17 protein-coding genes are annotated in these 20,204 nt (G+C 59.6%); 12 read left to right on the forward strand and 5 right to left on the reverse strand.

The genetic code is table 11. From position 1 onward, the window contains the following. Positions 1 to 102: 102 nt before the first annotated feature. From mazG to rlmD, 3 genes are all read right to left on the reverse strand, one after another. Positions 103 to 900 (reverse strand): nucleoside triphosphate pyrophosphohydrolase, encoded by a 798-nt coding sequence (mazG, locus tag I6L47_RS10080; RefSeq protein WP_216949254.1) that lies wholly within the window; start codon positions 898 to 900, stop codon positions 103 to 105. A gap of 73 nt (positions 901 to 973) precedes the next feature. Next, complete coding sequence (relA, locus tag I6L47_RS10085; protein ID WP_005335588.1) at positions 974 to 3,187, reverse strand: GTP diphosphokinase; 2,214 nt, start codon at positions 3,185 to 3,187, stop codon at positions 974 to 976. Between the two features lie 311 nt (positions 3,188 to 3,498). Continuing rightward, on the reverse strand, positions 3,499 to 4,821 hold the full coding sequence (gene rlmD, locus I6L47_RS10090; protein WP_216949255.1) for a 23S rRNA (uracil(1939)-C(5))-methyltransferase RlmD: 1,323 nt from the start codon (positions 4,819 to 4,821) through the stop codon (positions 3,499 to 3,501). A gap of 153 nt (positions 4,822 to 4,974) precedes the next feature. On the opposite strand from rlmD, the gene barA reads away from it, so the two are divergent. The 7 genes from barA to galE all read left to right on the forward strand — a co-directional run bounded on the left by barA (position 4,975) and on the right by galE (position 13,964). Beyond that, entirely contained in the window at positions 4,975 to 7,692 is a 2,718-nt protein-coding gene (gene barA / locus I6L47_RS10095; protein WP_042052370.1) for a two-component sensor histidine kinase BarA, read from the forward strand. Positions 7,693 to 7,781: 89 nt separating this feature from the next. Further along, complete coding sequence (locus tag I6L47_RS10100; protein WP_005335594.1) at positions 7,782 to 8,261, forward strand: DUF1456 family protein; 480 nt, start codon at positions 7,782 to 7,784, stop codon at positions 8,259 to 8,261. Between the two features lie 34 nt (positions 8,262 to 8,295). Further along, on the forward strand, positions 8,296 to 9,183 hold the full coding sequence (locus I6L47_RS10105) for an N-acetylmuramoyl-L-alanine amidase (protein WP_216949256.1): 888 nt from the start codon (positions 8,296 to 8,298) through the stop codon (positions 9,181 to 9,183). A gap of 155 nt (positions 9,184 to 9,338) precedes the next feature. Further along, a complete protein-coding gene (locus I6L47_RS10110) occupies positions 9,339 to 9,806 on the forward strand; it encodes a Dps family protein (RefSeq protein WP_021229540.1) in 468 nt (155 codons plus the stop codon). Positions 9,807 to 10,095: 289 nt separating this feature from the next. Continuing rightward, positions 10,096 to 11,745, forward strand: coding sequence for a hydroxylamine reductase (gene hcp / locus I6L47_RS10115; RefSeq protein ID WP_216949340.1), 1,650 nt, complete (start codon positions 10,096 to 10,098; stop codon positions 11,743 to 11,745). Positions 11,746 to 11,866: 121 nt separating this feature from the next. Beyond that, the gene (locus I6L47_RS10120; RefSeq protein WP_216949257.1) at positions 11,867 to 12,856 is read left to right on the forward strand and encodes a hybrid-cluster NAD(P)-dependent oxidoreductase; all 990 of its coding nucleotides are present in this window, start codon (positions 11,867 to 11,869) and stop codon (positions 12,854 to 12,856) included. 94 nt (positions 12,857 to 12,950) lie between these two features. Continuing rightward, a complete protein-coding gene (gene galE, locus I6L47_RS10125) occupies positions 12,951 to 13,964 on the forward strand; it encodes a UDP-glucose 4-epimerase GalE (RefSeq protein WP_100652867.1) in 1,014 nt (337 codons plus the stop codon). Positions 13,965 to 14,033: 69 nt separating this feature from the next. Here galE and I6L47_RS10130 read toward each other — a convergent pair whose 3' ends face one another. Next, positions 14,034 to 14,735: a phosphatase PAP2 family protein gene (locus I6L47_RS10130; protein ID WP_216949258.1), complete on the reverse strand. Its 702-nt coding sequence runs from the start codon at positions 14,733 to 14,735 to the stop codon at positions 14,034 to 14,036. 258 nt (positions 14,736 to 14,993) lie between these two features. Between I6L47_RS10130 and mpl the strand changes: the two genes are divergently transcribed. Next, positions 14,994 to 16,364 carry a UDP-N-acetylmuramate:L-alanyl-gamma-D-glutamyl-meso-diaminopimelate ligase gene (mpl, locus tag I6L47_RS10135; RefSeq protein ID WP_216949259.1) on the forward strand — a complete coding sequence of 457 codons (1,371 nt, stop codon included), beginning with the start codon at positions 14,994 to 14,996 and terminating at the stop codon, positions 16,362 to 16,364. Further along, positions 16,361 to 16,972 (forward strand): flavin prenyltransferase UbiX, encoded by a 612-nt coding sequence (locus tag I6L47_RS10140; protein WP_216949260.1) that lies wholly within the window; start codon positions 16,361 to 16,363, stop codon positions 16,970 to 16,972. Before mpl ends, I6L47_RS10140 begins: the two co-directional genes overlap by 4 nt. Positions 16,973 to 17,044: 72 nt before the next feature. Here I6L47_RS10140 and I6L47_RS10145 read toward each other — a convergent pair whose 3' ends face one another. After that, positions 17,045 to 17,659, reverse strand: a complete 615-nt coding sequence (locus I6L47_RS10145) for a TetR/AcrR family transcriptional regulator (RefSeq protein ID WP_042079938.1) — start codon at positions 17,657 to 17,659, stop codon at positions 17,045 to 17,047. A gap of 201 nt (positions 17,660 to 17,860) precedes the next feature. Here I6L47_RS10145 and hpt point away from each other — a divergent pair, with 201 nt between their 5' ends. The 3 genes from hpt to I6L47_RS10160 all read left to right on the forward strand — a co-directional run bounded on the left by hpt (position 17,861) and on the right by I6L47_RS10160 (position 20,190). Next, positions 17,861 to 18,391, forward strand: coding sequence for a hypoxanthine phosphoribosyltransferase (hpt, locus tag I6L47_RS10150; RefSeq protein ID WP_005335618.1), 531 nt, complete (start codon positions 17,861 to 17,863; stop codon positions 18,389 to 18,391). Between the two features lie 111 nt (positions 18,392 to 18,502). Further along, complete coding sequence (locus I6L47_RS10155) at positions 18,503 to 19,420, forward strand: ABC transporter ATP-binding protein (RefSeq protein WP_005354634.1); 918 nt, start codon at positions 18,503 to 18,505, stop codon at positions 19,418 to 19,420. After that, on the forward strand, positions 19,417 to 20,190 hold the full coding sequence (locus I6L47_RS10160) for an ABC transporter permease (RefSeq protein WP_019445351.1): 774 nt from the start codon (positions 19,417 to 19,419) through the stop codon (positions 20,188 to 20,190). The genes I6L47_RS10155 and I6L47_RS10160 overlap by 4 nt, the downstream gene beginning before the upstream one ends. Positions 20,191 to 20,204: the final 14 nt, after the last annotated feature.

Consider the following 20,204-nt stretch of genomic DNA (forward strand, 5'->3'; position numbering starts at 1 on the left):
TTCGGGGATGAAGCAGGACGGGGAAACAGTATACCAAAAACCCCTCTCCCAAACAATGAGCAAAAATCTATCAGGCTCACCGCCCCCCCATCTTGCGCCAAATCAACTTTGCTCGGTTTCCTTCGCCTTATCCCAGGCGGCATCGAGCTTTTCGAGGGTGCAATCGGTCATTTTCAAGCCTTCTGCGGCGATTATCTGCTCAACCTGACGAAAACGACGTTCGAACTTGGCGTTGGCGCCTCGCAGTACCTGCTCCGGATCCTTGCCCAGATGACGCACCAGATTGACGGTGGCAAACAGCAGATCGCCTAGCTCGTCGCTCACCCGCGCCTCGTCCACATCGGCCATCAATGCCTCTTCCATCACCTCGTCGATCTCTTCGTGGATCTTGTCCACCACAGGCCCCAACGTCTTCCAGTCAAAACCGACAGTGGCGCAGCGTTTCTGAATTTTGGCGGCGCGGGTCAGGGCAGGCAGCGCCTGCGGGATATCGTCCAGCACGCTCTCTTTGTCGAGGGCAACGCGCTCTTTGGCTTTTTCCGCCTCCCAGTTCGCTTTTACCGCCTGCTCGTTGGAGAGATCTGCATCGGAAAAAACGTGGGGATGACGGCGAATGAGCTTTTCACTCACCGTATCCACGATATCGGCGAAGTCGAACAAGCCCCGCTCTTTACCCAGCTGGGCGTAAAACACCACCTGAAACAGCAGGTCACCCAACTCCCCTTTCAGCCCCTGCCAATCTTCGGTCTCGATGGCATCGGCCACTTCGTAGGCCTCCTCCAGGGTGTGCGGCACTATGGTCTGGAAGTCCTGTTTCAGATCCCAGGGACAGCCGTTTTGCGGATCGCGCAGACGAGCCATGATGTCGAGCAGTTGGGGCAGATCGTAACGTTGGGACATGGGATATTCGCTTTCGATTCGTTCAAAAAGGGTCATAAATACAGACCGGCCACTGGGGCCGGTCGGTTCGATATCAAAGCCGCTTGGCGCTGATCACGTCGTTAAGCTGACTGAGCTTGGCCAACGCCCGGTTGAAGGCGTTGATGTTGTAAATCTCCAGCTCCATGTCGATCTCGGCGGTCTGCTCGCGCACGTTGGAGCGCGAGCGCACCCCCATCACATTGATCTTCTCGTTGGCCAGCACGGTAGTGATATCGCGCAGCAGGCCGGAGCGATCGTTGGAGATGATCCGGATGGTGAGGCCATAGCCGCCGGAGTAGTTCTCCCCCCACACCGCATCGATCAGCCGCTCCGGGTTGCGCCGTGACAGCTCCTTGAGCTGCTCGCAATCTTCCCGGTGGATGGATACGCCGCGCCCCATGGTGATGAAGCCCTGAATGGAGTCCCCCGGAATGGGCTGGCAGCAGCGGGCAATATGGGTCATCAGATTGCCGACCCCTTCCACCACGATGTGGTCTTTGGGCTTGTGGCGCATCGGCGCATTGGCCTTCTGCTCCAGCTTCTCCAGCAAGCGGCGATCTTCCTCTTCCGCCGTCGGCTTGTTGTAGCAGGTGTCGAGATAGTTGAGCACCTGGTTGATGCGGATGTCGCCGCTGCCGATACCGGCCAGCAGATCGTCGGTGCTCTCCAGATTGAAGCGGCGCAGCATGTTGCCCTTGTCGATCTTGGACATGCTGAGGTTGTGGCGATCCAGCTCCTTCTCGAACAGCTCGCGACCGGCCACGATATTCTTGTCCCGATCCAGTTTTCTGAACCAGGTCGCCACCTTGGCCCGCGCCCGGCTGGAGCGCAGAAAGCCGGCGTTGGGGTTCATCCAGTCGCGGCTCGGGTTCGGCTCTTTCTGGGTGATCACCTCCACCTGATCGCCGGTCTGCAGCGCATAGGTAAACGGCACGATGCGGCCATCAATCTTGGCGCCGATGCAGCGGTGGCCGATCATGCTGTGGACGTGATAGGCAAAATCGAGCGGGGTGGCGCCAGCCGGCAGGTCGATGACATCCCCTTTCGGGGTGAAGACGTAGACTCTGTCCTCGAACACCTGACTGCGCAGATCTTCGAGCAGGGACCCGCTCTCGGAGAGATCTTCCTGCCAGGCGAGCAGCTTGCGCAACCACTCGATCTTGTCTTCGAAGGTGTTGGCCTTGCCGCCAGCCTGTGCCCCTTCCTTGTAGCGCCAGTGCGCCGCGACGCCGAGCTCGGCATCCTGATGCATCTGGTCGGTACGGATCTGGATCTCGACCGTCTTCCCCTCAGGCCCCACCACTACGGTGTGAATTGACTGGTAGCCGTTGGGTTTGGGGTTGGCGACATAGTCGTCAAACTCGCGAGGAATGTGGTGGAACTGGGTATGGACGATACCGAGCGCCGCATAGCAATCCTGCAGCCGCTTGGTCACTACCCGCACCGCGCGCACGTCGAACAGCTCGTTGAACTCGAGGTGCTTCTTCTGCATCTTGCGCCAGATGCTGTAGATATGTTTCGGCCGACCGTACACCTCGGCGTCAACTCCCGCCTCTTTCAACCCATTACGCAGGGATTGCACAAACTCGCGGATATAGCGCTCGCGGTCGAGCCGCTTCTCGTCGAGCTGCTTGGCGATCTGTTTGTAGGTATCCGGGTGCAGGTAACGGAAGGCGAGATCTTCCAGCTCCCACTTGAGCTGGCCGATGCCCAGACGGTTGGCGAGCGGCGCATAGATGTTGGTGATCTCCTGGGCCATCAGCACCCGGGTCTCTTCATCTGCCGTCTTCGCTTCCCGCAGGCAGGCGATCCGCTCCGCCAGCTTGATCACCACGGCGCGCACATCCTCGACCATGGCGAGCAACATGCGACGCACGTTGTCGACCTGCTCCGGCGAGGTTTCGCTGCGATGGAGGGTTTGCAGGGAGCGGATGGCCTCCATCTCCAGCACCCCTTCCACCAGCTTGGCGATCTTGGAGCCAAAGTCCTCGTCCATCCGCTCCTGGCTGATGAGACCGGCTTCGACGAAGGGGTAGATGATGGCGGCTTTGAGGGTACCGATATCCATGCTGAGCATCTGCAGGATGCCCACCATTTCGATGCCGCGTACCAGCAGCTTGCTGGTCAGCGCCTCGTCACCGAGCGTCAGACAATACTGGTAGACGGTTCGCAGCTGATCCTTTTCACTGTCACTCAAGGAGAGCGAGCTGACCCACTCTTCCAGGGTGAAGTTGTCTTTCAAATGAATATCGCGAACCGCAACCATGGTATCAATCCTTTAAATTATCGGGCCGAAAGCTGTCACTTTCTCCCCTCATGAGATTGCCTCAAATGGGGATATCCAGCGCACTTTTCAAGGCATATTGTCCAGAAAGACAATAGAGCGCACCAACAGGCCCTGCCGAACGACGAGGGTCTAGATTACCCCAATCACACCAGCTCAAACAGCCGCAGACATGCCAGATTACACATCCGCATCGCCGTACCGATGAGCAGGATTACTTCATATACACACCTGCTCAAAGAGTAACGAACATGCCGGATGACCTATCCGGCATCGCCGAACTGATGAGTCATTTACTCCCGTTCAAACAGCGCCATGGACTCCAGATGACCGGTGTGAGGGAACATGTCGAGCATGCCGAGGCGCACCAGACGGTAACCCCCTTTCACCAGTACCTGACTGTCCCGCGCCAGGGTGACCGGGTTACAGGAGACGTAGACCACCCGCTTGGGTGAAAGTTTCACGACGTGTCCCATCACTTCCAGCGCGCCGGGGCGAGCCGGATCCAGCAGCACCAGATCAAACCCTTCCCGCGCCCAGGACATGCCGACTATGTCATCGCTCAAGTCGGCCTTGTAGAAACGGGCATTGGTGATGCCGTTGCGACGGGCATTCTCTTCGGCCCGCTGCACCATGGCCAGTTCACCTTCCACACCCACCACTTCGCGAGCCTGACGGGCCAGCGGCAGGGTGAAGTTGCCGATGCCACAGAAGAGATCGAGCACCTTGTCATCCTTGCTCGCCCCGAGCCATGTCAGCGCCTGCTCAACCATGCTCTGGTTGATGGGGCCGTTGACCTGAATGAAATCACCGGGAGCAAATGCAAGAGACAGGCCATCCAGCGAGTAGGATGGGGAAAATTGTTGCTGCAGCGCTTCGATGCGATCATCCGCCGCCTGCAGATAGAGGTCGATCCCCTGCGCTTTTGCAAACTCAACCAGCAGGGCGCGGTCCGCCTCATTGGGACGGCCGGTGTGACGCAGCAGCATCATGATCCCCTGCTCGGCCTGGATAAGCTCGGCATGACCCAGCTCGCGCTGGCTCTTGAGGCGATTGAGGCACTCACGCAGCGGGGCAATCAGCGCAGAGAGCGGCTCGGCCAGTACCGGGCACCCTTCGATTTCCACCAGATCGTTGCTGTTGCGACGGCGGAAACCGACCCGGGTGCAGCGACCGTTCTTGTCAAATTTGATGGCCAAACGACAGACCCGGCGGTAGGCACGATCTTCACCGGTCAGTACCGGCTCCAGCACCGGCGCCTTGATGTTGCCCAACCGCTCGAACAGGCTGACCAGTCCGGCCGCCTTGGCGGCTTGCTGATCGGTAACCGACATGTGCTGGGCACTGCAACCGCCGCACTCGCGATAGTGGCTGCAGAAGGGGGCGATACGATTGGCCGCCGGGGTCACCACCTGTTGCAAGGCGGCGTGACCGTACTGCTTTTTCTCTTCGGTGATGCGTGCCTTGACGGTCTCGCCGGGCAGTGCCCCTTCGACGAAGATCGCCTTGCCCTGATGGCGACCGATACCGACGCAGTGGTGATCGAGGGTGTCTATCGTAAATTCAATGCGTTGGAGCTGGGTGGACTTCTTTTGGGGCTTGAAAAACTGGGCCATAAAACTTGGTGCCTATAGGTGGCTATGTCATGATTGTGGAATCTGCTGCCGGGTATTGTCCCACAAGAATAATAGTATGACCAAATACGGCCACAGAGCCCGTGTATTGCCATCAACCCTATCGCCAACCCTGTTCACTGGTGGCCTGTTCGTATGACCAAATATGGCCTGAGAGCACGCGTTCTCGCCTTCACCATCCTGCCGACCCTGATCATCGGTGGCCTGATGGCCGGTTACTTCACCTTCCACCGCTACCAGCAGCTGGAAAACAACCTCATTGATCAGGGGATCAACATTATCGAACCGCTGGCGATCGCCAGTGAATACGGGATGACCCAGCACAGCCGAGAATCCCTCAAGCGGCTGATTGGCCTGACCCATCGCAAGAACTCCCCCTTCATCAAGTCCATCGCGGTTTTCACCCAGGACAACCAGCTGTTCGTCACCTCGAACTACCACCGGGATTTCACCCGGCTCAGGCTGCCCGATGGCGAACCCATTCCGGATCTGACCAGCGTGACGTTTCAGGGGGACGACATTATTTTGCGCACCCCGATCCAGGCTGAAACCAGTCTGGATGGCTTCCCGCTGCCCAGCGATGTGGAGCCGCCGATGATCGGCTACATCTCGATGCAGATGGCGACCGATCGGGCCATGCTGCTACAGTACCGCGACACATTCTTTGCGGTGATCATGGTGCTCATCGGGGTGGCCTTCAGCACCCTGTTTGGCTTCCGGCTGGTCAAGAGCGTGACCCAGCCCATCACCAACATGGTGCAGGCAGTGCACAAGATCAGGGAGGGGCGGCTCGATACCCGGGTCAGCGGCCAGCTCACCGGCGAGCTGGATATGCTGAAAAACGGCATCAACGCCATGGCCAAGGCGCTCTCCGAATATCACGAAGAGATGCAGCAGAATATCGATCAGGCTACCTCTGACCTGCGCGAAACCCTGGAGCAGATCGAGATCCAGAACGTCGAGCTCGACATGGCCAAGAAACGGGCGCAGGAGGCGGCGCGGGTCAAGTCGGAGTTTCTGGCCAACATGTCCCACGAATTGCGTACCCCGCTCAACGGGGTCATCGGTTTTACCCGCCAGCTACTGAAAACCAGCCTGACTCCGAGCCAGACCGACTATATGCAGACCATCGAGAAGTCGGCGCGCAACCTGCTTGGCATCATCAACGACATCCTCGACTTCTCGAAGCTGGAAGCGGGCAAGCTGCAGCTGGAGCATATCCCCTTCAGCCTGCGCGATACCCTCAATGAGACCATGCACCTGCTCGGCCCCAGCGCCCACGACAAGCAGCTGGAGCTCTCCCTGCGGGTGGATGCCGATGTGCCGGACTACCTCACCGGCGACCCCATGCGTCTGCAACAGGTGCTGACCAACCTCACCGGCAACGCCATCAAGTTCACCGAACAGGGCAACGTGGATGTCCATATCGAGCAGACCGGCAGTGGCAACCACAAGGTGAGGCTCAACGTCCAGATCCGCGATACCGGCATCGGTATCTCCCAGGAGCAGCAACATCAGCTGTTCCAGGCCTTCAATCAGGCCGACTCCTCCATCTCCCGCCGCTATGGCGGCACGGGCCTGGGCCTCGTCATCACCCAGAAGCTGGTGCAGCAGATGGGCGGCCAGATCCGCTTCGAATCGGAGCTCGGCAAGGGCTCCATCTTCTCCTTCAGTCTGGATGTGGAGGTCTCCCCCCTGCCCCAGACCGATCAACTACCGCTGGATCGGATCCGTGGCAAACGGCTCTGGCTGCTGGAACCGGATCCCTTCGCGCAAGCCTCTCTGCTCGCCCTGCTGGCGGAGTGGCACCTCGACGTGCACCCACTGACCAGCGATGATCCCTGGCCCGAGATGAGCGAGCAGGAGATGGTGATCATCGGCAGCAGCACCCTGCATACGCCGCAGCAAGTGCTCGGCCGCCTCGACAGACTGAACGGCCAGCAGCAGAACACCATAGTGCTGCTCAGCAGCCACGAGCCGGCGCTCTATGAAGCTATGCTGGCCCATGGCGCCCAGCACTGTCTCTCCAAACCGGTCAACCACCGCAAGCTGCTGCACGCTCTGCTCTCGCCGGAATCGAGCCGCCAGAAGCTGCCAGCCCAGCCTGCGCCGCGCCAGTTGCAGCCAATCAAGGTGCTGGCAGTGGACGACAACGCCGCCAACCTCAAACTGATCGCCGCCATGCTCAAGGAGATGGTGAGTCAGGTGGTGGTGTGCAAAAACGGTAAGGAGGCGGTCAAACAGGCACAGAGCCAACCGTTCGATATCATCTTCATGGATATCCAGATGCCGATCATGGATGGCATCAGTGCCACCCAGGCGATCCGCAACCAGTCCCTCAACACCACCACCCCGATCGTGGCGGTGACCGCCCACGCCATCCCCGGAGAACGGGAGCGGCTGATCCGGCAGGGGATGGACGACTATCTGGCCAAACCCATCGACGAAAGCATGCTGGCCCAGCTCATCACCGACTTTGCCCATCGCCGCCACCAGAATAATGGTGCCCAACAGATCGACTGGGCACTGGCGGTGCGGCAAGCGGCGGGGAAAGAGCATCTCGCCAGAGAGATGCTGACCATGCTGCTGGCCAGTTTCGACGAAGTGGAACCAGTGCTGGATAGCGCGCTGGCTGGCGAAATTGAAGATAGCGAGGTGCTGGCCCAGCTCCATCGCCTCAACGGTGGCTGTGCCTATTCCGGGGTGCCTGGGCTGCAACGGCTGCTCTCCCAGCTGGAGCAACAGCTGCGTGACGGCGTGCCGGTGAGCGAGCTGGAACCCGAGCTGCTGGAGCTGCAAGATGCGCTGGAACTGGTGCGCCAGGAGGCGCCCCGCTATCTCGGCAAGGCTTGATGAGCTTGACCTGAACTGTATCGGCCCCCGCTTTTTCTGACGCGAGGGCCGCCAGATGGTAAAGTTGCGCCGTTTACACAGGAGTCAGCATGACCAACAACGATATTCTGCGCCGTCTGCGCTACGCCCTCACCATCAGCAACGACCAGATGGTCGAGATGTTTGCCAAGGGCAACCTGACGGTCACTCACGCCCAGCTGCACAGCTGGTTGATGAAAGAGGCAGCGGAAGGTGAAGAGCAAGAAGCAGGCTATGTCGCCTGTCCCGACTCGGCCCTGAGCCAGTTCCTCGACGGTTTCATCATCGCCCGCCGCGGCGTGCGGGAAGATGCACCGGCCCAGGTGATCCCGAACCGGATCAACAACAACATGATCCTGCGCAAGCTGCGCATCGGTCTCAACTTCAAGGAAGAGGACATGCTCGGTACCCTCAAGCTCGCCGACTTCAACCTCTCCAAGTCCGAGCTCAGTGCCCTGTTCCGCTCCAAGGATCACAAGCACTATCAGGATTGCGGGGATCAGATCCTGCGCAACTTCCTGATCGGTCTCACGGCCAAATACCGCGGCTAACCAGCCGCGCGACTGACCAGACAGGGCCTTCGACATGTGCCAGCGACTCACTCCTCCCACGCTCAGCAGCCTGGCTGTGGCAGGGGGATGGCGCTGGCGCTGTCTTCTTCCCCTCTTCTTTCTGCCACTGGTTCTGCTGCTGGGTGGTTGTACTCCGTCCGAGTACCAGCTCTCGACCCGCTATCAGAGCGCCAACCAGAACGAGCGGATCGCCTTTCTGATCCTCCACTACACCGATGAAGATGATGCCAATTCCCTGCGCCTCTTGACCGAGCCGGAGCACAAGGTGAGCGCCCACTACCTGATCCCCCGCGACAGCCACGAAACACCGCTCACCGTCTATCAGCTGGTGCCGGACAACGCGCGCGCCTGGCATGCAGGGCGCAGCCGCTGGCACCAATATGCCGGGCTCAATGCCAGCTCCCTTGGCATCGAGATCGTCAACCTCGGCTATCCAGCAGAAGATGAGCCGCTGGCCCCCGATGCCCGCCGCTGGCAACCCTATACCCCGCAGCAGATTGCCGCCGTCGGCGCCCTCAGCCGGGAGCTGGCCGCCCGCTACCAGATTCCACCGACCCAGGTGCTGGGCCACAGCGATGTCGCTCCCGAGCGCAAGCAGGATCCCGGCCCTCACTTCCCCTGGCGCCAGCTCTATCTGACGTACGGAGTCGGCGCCTGGCCAGATGAAGGTCGGGTGGCCGAGTTACTGGCCAGCCCCTTGCCCGATTGGGATGCGGCCATGTGGCAACAGCAACTGGCCCGCTATGGCTATGGCCTGCCCCAGACTGGCCAGTGGGATGAGCAGAGCCGCGCCGTCATGGGCGCCTTTCAGCTCCACTTTCGCGCCAGCAGGGTCGATAGCAAACCGGACCGCGAGTGTCAGGCCATCCTGATGGCGCTGCTCGAAAAATACTTCCCCTAATACTCATCCATTGCCCCTGTTGCTGCGTACTGTTTGATAGCCTTTAGCTATCAAACAGTTAGGCACAAGCAATTGTCCCTGCATTTTGCAAGGCGTTACTCTGACTGCGTTCCGAAAGAGAATTTCAAACCGATTTCCAAATCTGGAGGTGAATGATGAAAAGCCCGATTGGTCTTGATACTGCTCAATCACAAGCCCTGGCAGCCGAGTTGAACAAATTGCTGGCCAGCTACCAGATCCTCTACATGAACGTGCGCGGCTTCCACTGGAATATCCGTGGCAACCAGTTCTTCGAACTGCACCTGAAATTTGAAGAGATTTACAACGACCTGCTGTTGAAAGTCGATGCACTGGCCGAGCGGATCCTGACTCTGGATGGCGTGCCAATGCACAGCTTCAGCGACTATCTGAAAGTCTCTGCCATCCCGGAGCAAAAAGGGCTGCACGATGGCCGCGCCTGTGTCGAATCCCTGCTGGAGAGCTTCCGCGAACTGCTGGTCGCCCAGCGCCGTATTCTGGGCCAGGCCGCCGAAGCCGGTGATGAGGGCACTGCCTCCATCCTCTCCGACTATGTGCAGCAGCAGGAAAAACTGGTCTGGATGCTGCGCGCTTATCTGGCCTGATAGTGAACCAAGCCGACTACAGCGTACGTATGCTGGGTTGAGTAAGTTCCGGGCCGAAAGCTCCTGACCAGACCACGGCCCAATCCGTCTGATTGTTATGTTCTGTTGCAAACCTGAGTTGTCTCTCCTTTTATCCACCCGCTTGCCGCCCTGTTTGGGCGGCTTTTTTTGTTTTTGATCTGCATCAAGGGAATCTTAATTGGCAAATTGAATGCCTATTAAGTTTTCCGCGAGAGGAATAGAATCGCCACAAAACAGACAACTGAAATGTCCAATTAGGAGAGGCATGATGTTTTGTGTGCAATGTGAACAGACAATTCGTACCCCGGCTGGCAACGGCTGTGCCTACGCACAAGGTATGTGCGGCAAGACGGCTGAAACCTCGGATCTGCAGGATGTGCTGATCTACACCCTGCAGGGGCTCAGCGCCTGGGCGCTGGCCGCCCGCGAGCAGGGCATCATGGATCGCGAGATCGATGCCTTCGTGCCCAAGGCCTTCTTCGCCACCCTCACCAACGTCAACTTCGACTCGAATCGCATCGTGGCCTACGTCAATCAGGCCCTCGCCTATCGCCAGCAGTTGGCCGATCGTCTGACCGCTATGGCGGTGCAGGTGAACGATTTGCCACAGTCCGCTTACTTCGAACCCGGTGCCGAACTGCTGGAACAACTTGCCCATGCCGCACCAGCCGCACCCAATCGGGGCAAGAGCGAAGTGAACGAAGACATCATGGGGCTGCGTCTGCTCTGTCTTTACGGCCTCAAGGGCGCCGCCGCCTATATGGAGCACGCCCGGGTGCTGGATCAGCAGAGTGACGAGGTGGCCGCCGAATTCCACCGCATCATGAGCTGGCTCAGCACAGATCCGAGCGAAATGGGTCGGCTGTTCAGCTGTGCCATGGAGATCGGTCAGCTCAACTTCAAAATCATGGAGATGCTGGATCTCGGTGAAACCAGTGCTTTCGGCCACCCGGAACCGACCCGGGTCAGGGTCACGCCGATCCCCGGCAAGTGCATTCTGGTCTCCGGCCACGACATGATGGATCTCAAGCTCATTCTGGAGCAGACCAAGGGGACCGGTATCCATGTCTACACCCATGGTGAGATGCTGCCTGCGCTAGCCTACCCCTTCTTCAAGCAGTACCCCCATCTGGTGGGCAACTACGGATCCGCCTGGCAGAACCAGCAGAAGGAGTTTGCCAACTTCCCGGGCGCGGTGGTGATGACCTCCAACTGCATCATCGACCCGAACGTGGGCAACTACTCGGACCGCATCTTCACCCGCTCCATCGTCGGCTGGCCGGGCGTCACCCATCTTGAGGGGGATGATTTCTCCGCCGTGATCGCCAAGGCCCAAGCGCTGGAAGGCTTCAAACACACCGAACTCGAACACTTCATCACCATCGGCTTTGCCCGCAACGCTCTGATGCAGGCAGCACCCGCGGTGATCGAGAAGGTCAAGGCCGGGGAGATCAGCCACTTCTTCCTGGTGGGTGGCTGTGACGGCGACAAGGCCGAGCGCGCCTACTTCACCGAGTTTGCCAAGGCGGCACCGCGCGACAGCCTGCTGCTCACCCTGGGCTGCGGCAAATACAAGTTCAACAAGCTCGACTTTGGCGACATCGGCGGCATTCCGCGTCTGCTGGACGTGGGTCAGTGCAACGATGCCTACTCCGCCATCCAGTTGGCGCTGGCACTCTCCGAGGCGTTCGAGTGCGGGGTCAACGATCTGCCGCTGACGCTGGTGCTCTCCTGGTTCGAGCAAAAAGCCATCGTCATTCTGCTCACCCTGCTCTCCCTCGGGGTGAAAGACATTCGTACCGGCCCGACCGCCCCCGCCTTCCTCACCCCGGCCCTGCTCAAGGTGCTGGAAGAGCAGTTCGGTCTGAAAGGGACCACCACGGCCGAGGCTGACCTGGCCGAGATCCTGGCGGCCTGATCGGCACTTCATGTTGTAAGCGTTTGGCGAGCCGCCCGGCTCGCCTTTTTTCTGGACCCGGCTTTTTCACCAGACGTTTTTCAAACCGTTTCAAACCTTATCAAACCCAAGGAGCCTTGTGATGACCTCTCTCACGCTCACCTGCATTGGCCGCCAACAGAACACCCACGACGTCGTGAGCTGGCAGCTGGCGCCGCTTTCTGGCAGCCTCCCTCCCGTGCTGGCTGGCCAGTGCATCACCCTGCATACCGAGATCAACGGCCAGCCGGAGTGCCGCGCCTATACCCTCTCCTCCAGCCCGCAGGATGCATGCTGGCAGGTCACCATCAAGGATGTGGGACGGGTCTCCCGCCATCTGCACCAGACCCTGCAAGTGGGCGACGAGATCCGGGTGGATGGGCCGTTCGGCGATTTCAACCTGACCAACCTCCCTTGCAAACGGCCACTGCTCTTGAGCGCTGGTTCCGGCATTACCCCCATGTGGGCCATGTTGCGGGACGAGCTCGCCAAACGGCCGGATGCCGATATCCGCTTTATCCATAGCGCCCGCTCGCCAGCAGATGTGATCTTCGCAAATGACTTGGCTGCACTGGCTGAGGCCCATGCCGGTGTACGCCATGCCCTGATTCTGGAGGATGCCCCTGCAGATCACCCCTGGATTGGCCGACTCACCCCCGCCATGCTGGCCGAACTGGCCCCGGATCTGCGCGAACGCCACGTCTATCTCTGTGGCCCGGCACCCTATATGACGGCGGTCAGGACCATGCTGACGGAGCTGGGATTGCCGCCGGAGCAGCTACATCAGGAGTCCTTCGGTCTTCCCCCCGCAGAGCCCACCAAGACCACCAGCGACCACTTCTGGCTGACCCTGAAAAAGAGCGGCAATAAGGTGAAAATCCTGCCGGGTCAGACCCTGTTGGCGGCACTGGAAGCGGCGGGCGAAACCATAATGGCTGCTTGCCGCGCCGGGGTATGTGGCAGCTGTCGTTGCACCACCACAGGTGACATCGAGCGCCAGAGCGTGATGACCTTGAGTGCGCAGGATCTGGAGAGCGGCGTTGCTCTGGCCTGCTCCTGCACCGCAAAAGGGGATATAAGTCTCGATTATTGAGATACGTAAAGGGCTTCATTGGTATCTCAACCTTTTCCCGAGCGGGCAGGACGGGTAGACTCTGCCCCAGTTTCACCAGAACACGGGATAAAAAATGACAATACTGGTCACAGGGGGCGCCGGCTATATCGGCTCCCACACCCTGGTTGAGCTGCTCGGCGCGGGGCAGCAGGTCGTGGTACTCGACAACCTCTCCAACTCCTCACCGGAGTCACTCAAGCGGGTCGAGCAGATCACCGGCAAGCCGGTCACCTTCATCGAAGGGGATGTGCTGGACAGAGCCTGCCTGCAGCAGCTGTTCGCCAACCACCAGATCGAATCGGTCATCCACTTCGCCGGTCTCAAGGCGGTCGGGGAGTCGAGCCAGATCCCGCTCACCTACTACCAGAACAACATCAGCGGCACTCTGGTGCTGTGCGAAGAGATGGCCAGGGCCGGGGTTTTCCGCCTGGTATTCAGCTCCTCGGCCACCGTCTATGGCGATCCCGCCTCGGTGCCGCTGCGGGAAGATTTCCCCACCAGCGCAACCAACCCCTATGGTCGCTCCAAGCTGATGGTGGAGGAGATCCTCCGTGATCTCGCCAAATCCGATCCCCGCTGGGCCATCGTACTGCTGCGTTACTTCAACCCGGTCGGCGCCCACGAGAGCGGCCTGATTGGTGAAGATCCCAACGGTATCCCCAACAACCTGCTGCCCTATATCAGTCAGGTCGGCGTGGGCAAGCTCAAGGAGCTGGGGGTATTTGGCAACGACTACCCGACCCCGGATGGAACCGGCGTACGTGACTACATCCATGTGGTGGATCTCGCCATCGGCCACCTGAAAGCACTGGCGCGCATCAAGAGCGACACCGGCGTCTTCACCTACAACCTGGGCACAGGTCAGGGCTACTCGGTACTGGAGATGGTCAAGGCGTTTGAAGCGGCCAGCGGCCGACCCATTCCCTACCAGATCAAACCCCGTCGCCCGGGCGACATCGCCGAGTGCTGGGCAGAGCCGACGCTGGCCCGTGCCGAGCTGGGCTGGCAGGCAGAGCGCGGTCTGGAGCAGATGATGGTCGATACCTGGCGCTGGCAAAGCAACAACCCAAACGGCTATCAAGGCTGATCTCTCGCGGGTGGATAACAAAACGCCCCGACATTTTCATGTCGGGGCGTTTTATTTTGCGACGTTCAATCAGTGGGTCTGACTGCGCAGCAGTGGCAATCTGGCCAATCGGGGGGCAATGCGGTCTATCAGCCGATCCGCCAGCGGAGTCAGCAGCAACCAGGGCAGACAGAGGGTCGCCAGCCCCAGCGCGCCGACATAGACATCGGTAAACCAGTGGGCGCCAGCCAGAATGCGCGGTGCGGAAAAGATCGGCACCATCAGCAATGCGGTGACTCCCGCCCAGCGCGGCAGATAACGCAAGGCGTAGCCGGCGAAGATCATCAGAAACAGGGCGTGATCGCCGGGGAAACTATCGCCAGAAGAGTCCTTGGTCGGAATGCCGCTGATCTGGGTGACCCGCAGCGCATCGGCCACCATCAGGGTCGGGCTGGGTCGCTCTACCGGCAATCTGTGACCAAGCTGGTTGATCACCAGTGCACTCAGCAGCATCACTATACCCATCGCCACCAGTTGGCGACGACCCGCCAGATCCCGTGCAAAGAAACAGCTGGCCAGGATCTGCCCCATGCAGGCCAGCACCGCCAGATCGAACAGCCGGTTATTGGTGATGGCCACCAGATCGGCCCACAACGGCGACTGCCCGAGCCAGCCGTTGACGGTATGAAAAATCGTGAGGTCCCACTGATCCCAGGGACCATGAGCGGGCAACGCAGCCCAACTGATGGCCACCAGACCACCGACCAGATAGCAAAGCAGGAACTTGCCCATGGGGAGTCTCCTTTGGAAAAGGGCAATATCGTAAAACTGTAGCGTGCGTCACAAAACCGAAGAATTGTAAGAAAGTGCGACACAATATCAAGCCTCAAATAAAACCCACCAGCCCATTCCAATCTCGCATATCCCAACAGCGCCAAGATTTCTGCCTCCGGTGCTGCATCTGTGGGCCTCTCACCATGAGTGCGGCTTGTGCCACCACCGCAACACCCCCTAGAATGCGCACTTCCCTTTACTGCGAAAGGAAGCGGTATGCATATTCACATTCTCGGGATCTGCGGCACCTTTATGGGTGGTCTGGCGGTGTTGGCAAAACAGCTTGGTTACCGGGTAACCGGTTCGGATGCCAATGTCTATCCCCCCATGAGTACCCAGCTCGAGCAACAGGGCATCGAACTGACCGAAGGCTATGACCCCTCCCAACTCGCTCCGGCGCCGGATCTGGTGGTGATTGGCAACGCCATGAGCCGCGGCAACCCCTGTGTTGAATATGTGCTGGACCGCAATCTACCCTACATCTCCGGCCCCCAGTGGCTGCTGGAGCACGTGCTGCAGGATCGCTGGGTACTGGCCGTCGCCGGCACCCATGGCAAGACCACCACCGCCAGCATGCTGGCCTGGGTGCTGGAGTACGCCAAGCTGGAGCCCGGATTCCTGATCGGCGGCGTGCCGGGCAACTTCCCGGTTTCCGCCCGTCTCGGCTCTGCTCCCTTCTTTGTCATCGAAGCGGACGAGTATGACTGCGCCTTCTTCGACAAACGCTCCAAGTTCGTCCACTACCACCCGCGCACCCTGGTGATGAACAACCTGGAGTTCGACCACGCGGACATCTTCCCGGATCTCGCCGCCATCCAGCGCCAGTTCCACCACCTGATGCGCACCGTGCCGAGCAACGGCCGGGTGCTATTCCCGCAAGCCGATGACAACCTCACCGCCGTGCGCAAGATGGGCTGCTGGAGCGAAGTGGAGCAGGTGGGTCAGAACGACGCCAAGTGGAAGGCGGTCAAGCTGGCCGATGACGGCTCCGCCTTCGAGGTGTGGCTGGATGGCGAGAAACAGGGCGAAGTGCACTGGGAGTGCATCGGCGAACACAACGTCAACAACGGCCTGATGGCCATTGCCGCCGCCCGTCATGCCGGTGTCATGGTGGAGCATGGCATCGCGGCGCTCTGCCAGTTCAAGTCCCCCAAGCGGCGGATGGAGCTCAAGGGCGAGGTGGCGGGCATCAGCGTCTATGACGACTTCGCCCACCACCCCACCGCCATCGAGACCACCCTCGGCGGCCTGCGCGCCAAGGTGGGTAAGGCCCGTATTCTGGCGGTACTGGAGCCACGCTCCAACACCATGAAGCTGGGGGTGCACAAGGAGGAGCTGGCAGGTTGCTTCGATGGCGCCGACGAGGTGTTCTTCTTCCAACCCCCCAACATCGGCTGGGATCTCGGCGAGGTGACGGCCCATATGACCCGACCCGCCAAGGTATTCAACGATCTGGAGACCCTGATCAACCGGCTGGTGGCCGAGAGCCGCGATGGCGACCATATTCTGATCATGAGCAACGGCGGCTTCGGTGGCATTCATGACAAGCTGATCGCCCGCCTCAAGGATTACCACGGCGAACTATGAACAAAGCGATCACCCTGGCGCTGACCGGCGCCTCCGGCGCACCCTACGCCCTGCGCCTGCTCCAGTGTCTGGTGCAGGCGGACTATCGGGTCTACCTGCTCGCCTCCTCGGCGGCTCGTGTGGTACTCAAGACAGAGCAGCAGCAGGATTGGCCCGGCTCCCCGAAAGAGCTCTCAGCCTATCTTTGTCGCCAATATGGCGCCAAAGAGGGTCAGATAGTCGCCTGTGGCAAGGAAGAGTGGTTCTCGCCGGTGGCCTCCGGCTCGGCAGCGCCCAAGCAGATGGTAGTCTGCCCCTGCTCCATGGGCACCGTCTCGGCCATTGCCAACGGCACCTCTGACAACCTGCTGGAACGGGCGGCGGATGTGGTGATCAAGGAGCGCGGCCAGCTGATCCTGGTGCCCCGCGAAACCCCCTTCTCGGCGATCCATCTGGAGAACATGCTGAAACTGACACGGCTCGGGGTGACCATCATGCCCGCTGCCCCCGGTTTCTATCATGAGCCGAAAAGCATCGAGGATCTGGTGGACTTTATGGTCGCCCGCATCCTCGATCATCTGGGTGTCGAGCATGAGTTGACCCACCGCTGGGGCTATGGCCACCACTGAGCTGACCACCACATTCGGCCATAAAAAAACGGCGCCACTCAATGAGTGACGCCGTTTTTTCGTTAAGCCGTGTTAGCGAGCCTGAATTGGCGCCGTCACGTACTTGAACAGGAAATCAGTCACCTCTTGGCGCGCCGGGCGCTGAGGTTGATTGATCATCTGCATCATCACATAGCCAAAACCGGTCAAAGAGCGGGCCAGATCCTGTGCTGACAGCACGCTGGTGATCTCCCCTGCATCCATGGCGGTTTGCAGCTCGCTGGCGATCAGCTCAAGGCAGTGATCGAGCAGCCGGGTATAGCGGGGCCATACCTCTTCCCGAACCGATGAGCTCCACTCCAGCCAGATACCGGCATAATCCGGTTGATCGTAGGCGGCATCGACAGAGAGGCGTACATGACGCTGGATCTTGTCGAAAATGGAGCCCTGGTCACCGTATGCCTGCGACAGCATTTGGTTCACAAAGCGTTCGATCTCGGCCAGCACCTCATCTACCAACTCCTCGCGGGTGTTGAAATAGTTGAAGACGGTAGCCACAGAGACCTTGGCCTGTTCGGCTATCTCGGCGTGACCTGCACGGCCAATGCCGCGACGGGAGAACACCTCGATGGCACATTCCATCAATTGGGAGCGACGAGCTTCCGGCGACAGCCGGGTACGACGTCTTATTTCTGCGCGTGGTTCCATAGTTTTTATCATCTAATAGTTATTGATTATGGTGTTTATAGTATTTTAACTAATCATGCCTGAGTGCCTGCTAACTCTATCAATTAAAATAAGCCGATAAAAGCACCACGTATCTCTAGCACCCTTCAACATGAGTGGTAGAATCATCGGTTTTGATATTCATGAACGGCCAAATCCCCTTTGGCCTTATGGGAGTAAGTGATGAAACACACCGTCGAGGTGATGATCTCCGAGGCTGAAGTAGCCGCCCGGATCGCCAAATTGGGTGAAGAGATCACCGCCCGCTATCAGGGTTCTGACGAAGTCGTGATGATTGCGCTGCTGCGCGGTTCCTGCATCTTCCTGGCCGACCTCTGCCGCCAGTGCCAGCTGCCCATCACCCTGGACTTCATGACCGCCTCCAGCTACGGCTCCGGCATGCACAGCACCCGTGACGTCCGCATCCTCAAAGACCTGGACGATGACATCAAGGGCAAGGATGTGGTGATCGTGGAAGACATTATCGACACCGGTTACACCCTCAACAAGGTGCGCGAGATCCTCTCCCTGCGCGAGCCAAAATCCCTGGCCATCTGCACCCTGCTGGACAAACCCTCCCGCCGCGAAGTGCAGGTGCCGGTCGACTGGATTGGCTTCGCCATTCCGGACGAATTCGTGGTCGGCTGTGGCATCGACTACGCCCAGAAGTACCGCAACCTGCCGTTTATCGGCAAAGTGGTACCCCAGGAGTAAGCCAGGTTCATGAATATCACGGGTGAAGCGGCCTTGCGCCCTTTACTCTGTGCAGGCGGCCTTGGCCGCCTTTTCTGTATCGAGCCGGATTCAACCATCACAGAGGTTGCAATGAACGCACTGGAAATCAGCGGCCTGAAAAAGACCTATCAGGGGGGCGTTGAAGCCCTTAAAGGCATCGATCTTACCGTCAGGCAGGGGGATTTCTTCGCCCTGCTCGGCCCGAACGGCGCGGGCAAATCCACCACCATCGGCGTCATCAGCTCGCTGGTAAACAAGAGCGCCGGCAAGGTGAAGGTGTTTGGCTACGACATCGACAGCGATCTGGAACAGGCCAAGGCCCAGCTCGGACTGGTGCCGCAGGAGTTCAACTTCAGCCAGTTCGAGAAGGTGATCCAGATTGTCACCCATCAGGCCGGTTTCTACGGCGTACCCAAGGCGGAAGCCAAGATCCGCGCCGAGAAGTACCTTCGTCAGCTCGATCTGTGGGAGAAGCGTGACATGCCTGCCCGCACCCTCTCCGGCGGTATGAAGCGCCGCCTGATGATCGCCCGCGCCCTGATGCACGAGCCCAAGCTGCTGATCCTCGATGAACCGACCGCCGGGGTCGATATCGAGATCCGACGCTCCATGTGGACCTTCCTCAAGGATCTCAACGAGCAGGGCGTCACCATCATCCTCACCACCCACTATCTGGAAGAGGCCGAGATGCTCTGCCGCAACATCGGCATCATCGACAAGGGTCGGCTGATCGAGAACACCAGCATGAAGAATCTGCTGGGCAAGCTGGGTCGCGAGACCTTCCTGCTCGACCTTGCGCCAGGTTCTGCCGTACCCGAGGTGCCAGAGTTCAACGGCCGTATGCCGGATGAGCGCACTCTTGAGGTGGATCTCGACAAGAGCCAGTCACTCAACAGCCTGTTCGAGCAGTTGTCGAACCAGCAGGTGCAGGTCGTGAGCATGCGCAACAAAGCCAACCGGCTGGAAGAGCTGTTCGTCAATCTGGTCGAAGAGGGGAGAAAAGCATGAATCTGGCCATCTATTACATCGCCTTCAAGAGCATTCTGGCCAAGGAGGTGAGCCGCTTTACCCGGATCTGGATCCAGACCCTGGTGCCACCGGCCATCACCATGAGCCTCTACTTCGTCATCTTCGGCAACCTGATCGGTTCGCGCATCGGTGACATGGGTGGCTTCACCTACATGGAGTTCATCGTGCCCGGCCTCATCATGATGTCGGTGATCACCAACTCCTACTCCAACGTCGCCTCCTCCTTCTTCAGCGCCAAGTTCCAGCGCAATATCGAGGAGATGCTGGTCGCGCCGGTGCCCAACTACGTCATCATCGCCGGTTACGTGGGCGGAGGCGTGGCACGCGGCCTCTGTGTCGGCCTCATCGTCACCCTGGTGTCGCTCTTCTTCGTGCCGCTGCAGATCCACCATCTGTTCAGCGTCTGCTTCACCGTGCTGCTCACCGCGATCCTCTTCTCGCTGGGTGGCCTTATCAACGCGGTGTTTGCCAAGACCTTCGACGACATCAGCATCATCCCCACCTTCGTGCTGACGCCGCTCACCTATCTGGGCGGGGTGTTCTACTCCATCAGCCTGCTGCCCCCCTTCTGGCAGGGTGTCTCCCAGGTGAACCCCATCATCTACATGGTGAATGCGTTCCGTTACGGCTTCCTCGGCATCTCCGACGTGCCACTCGGCACCGCCTACCTCATCATCATCGGCTTCATCGTGGCCCTCTACGGTATCGCCTGGTGGCTTATCTCTCGGGGCACCGGTCTGCGCCACTGATGACCAAAACGGGC

Source organism: Aeromonas sp. FDAARGOS 1417 (assembly GCF_019046985.1).
GTDB classification, from domain to species: domain Bacteria; phylum Pseudomonadota; class Gammaproteobacteria; order Enterobacterales; family Aeromonadaceae; genus Aeromonas; species Aeromonas veronii.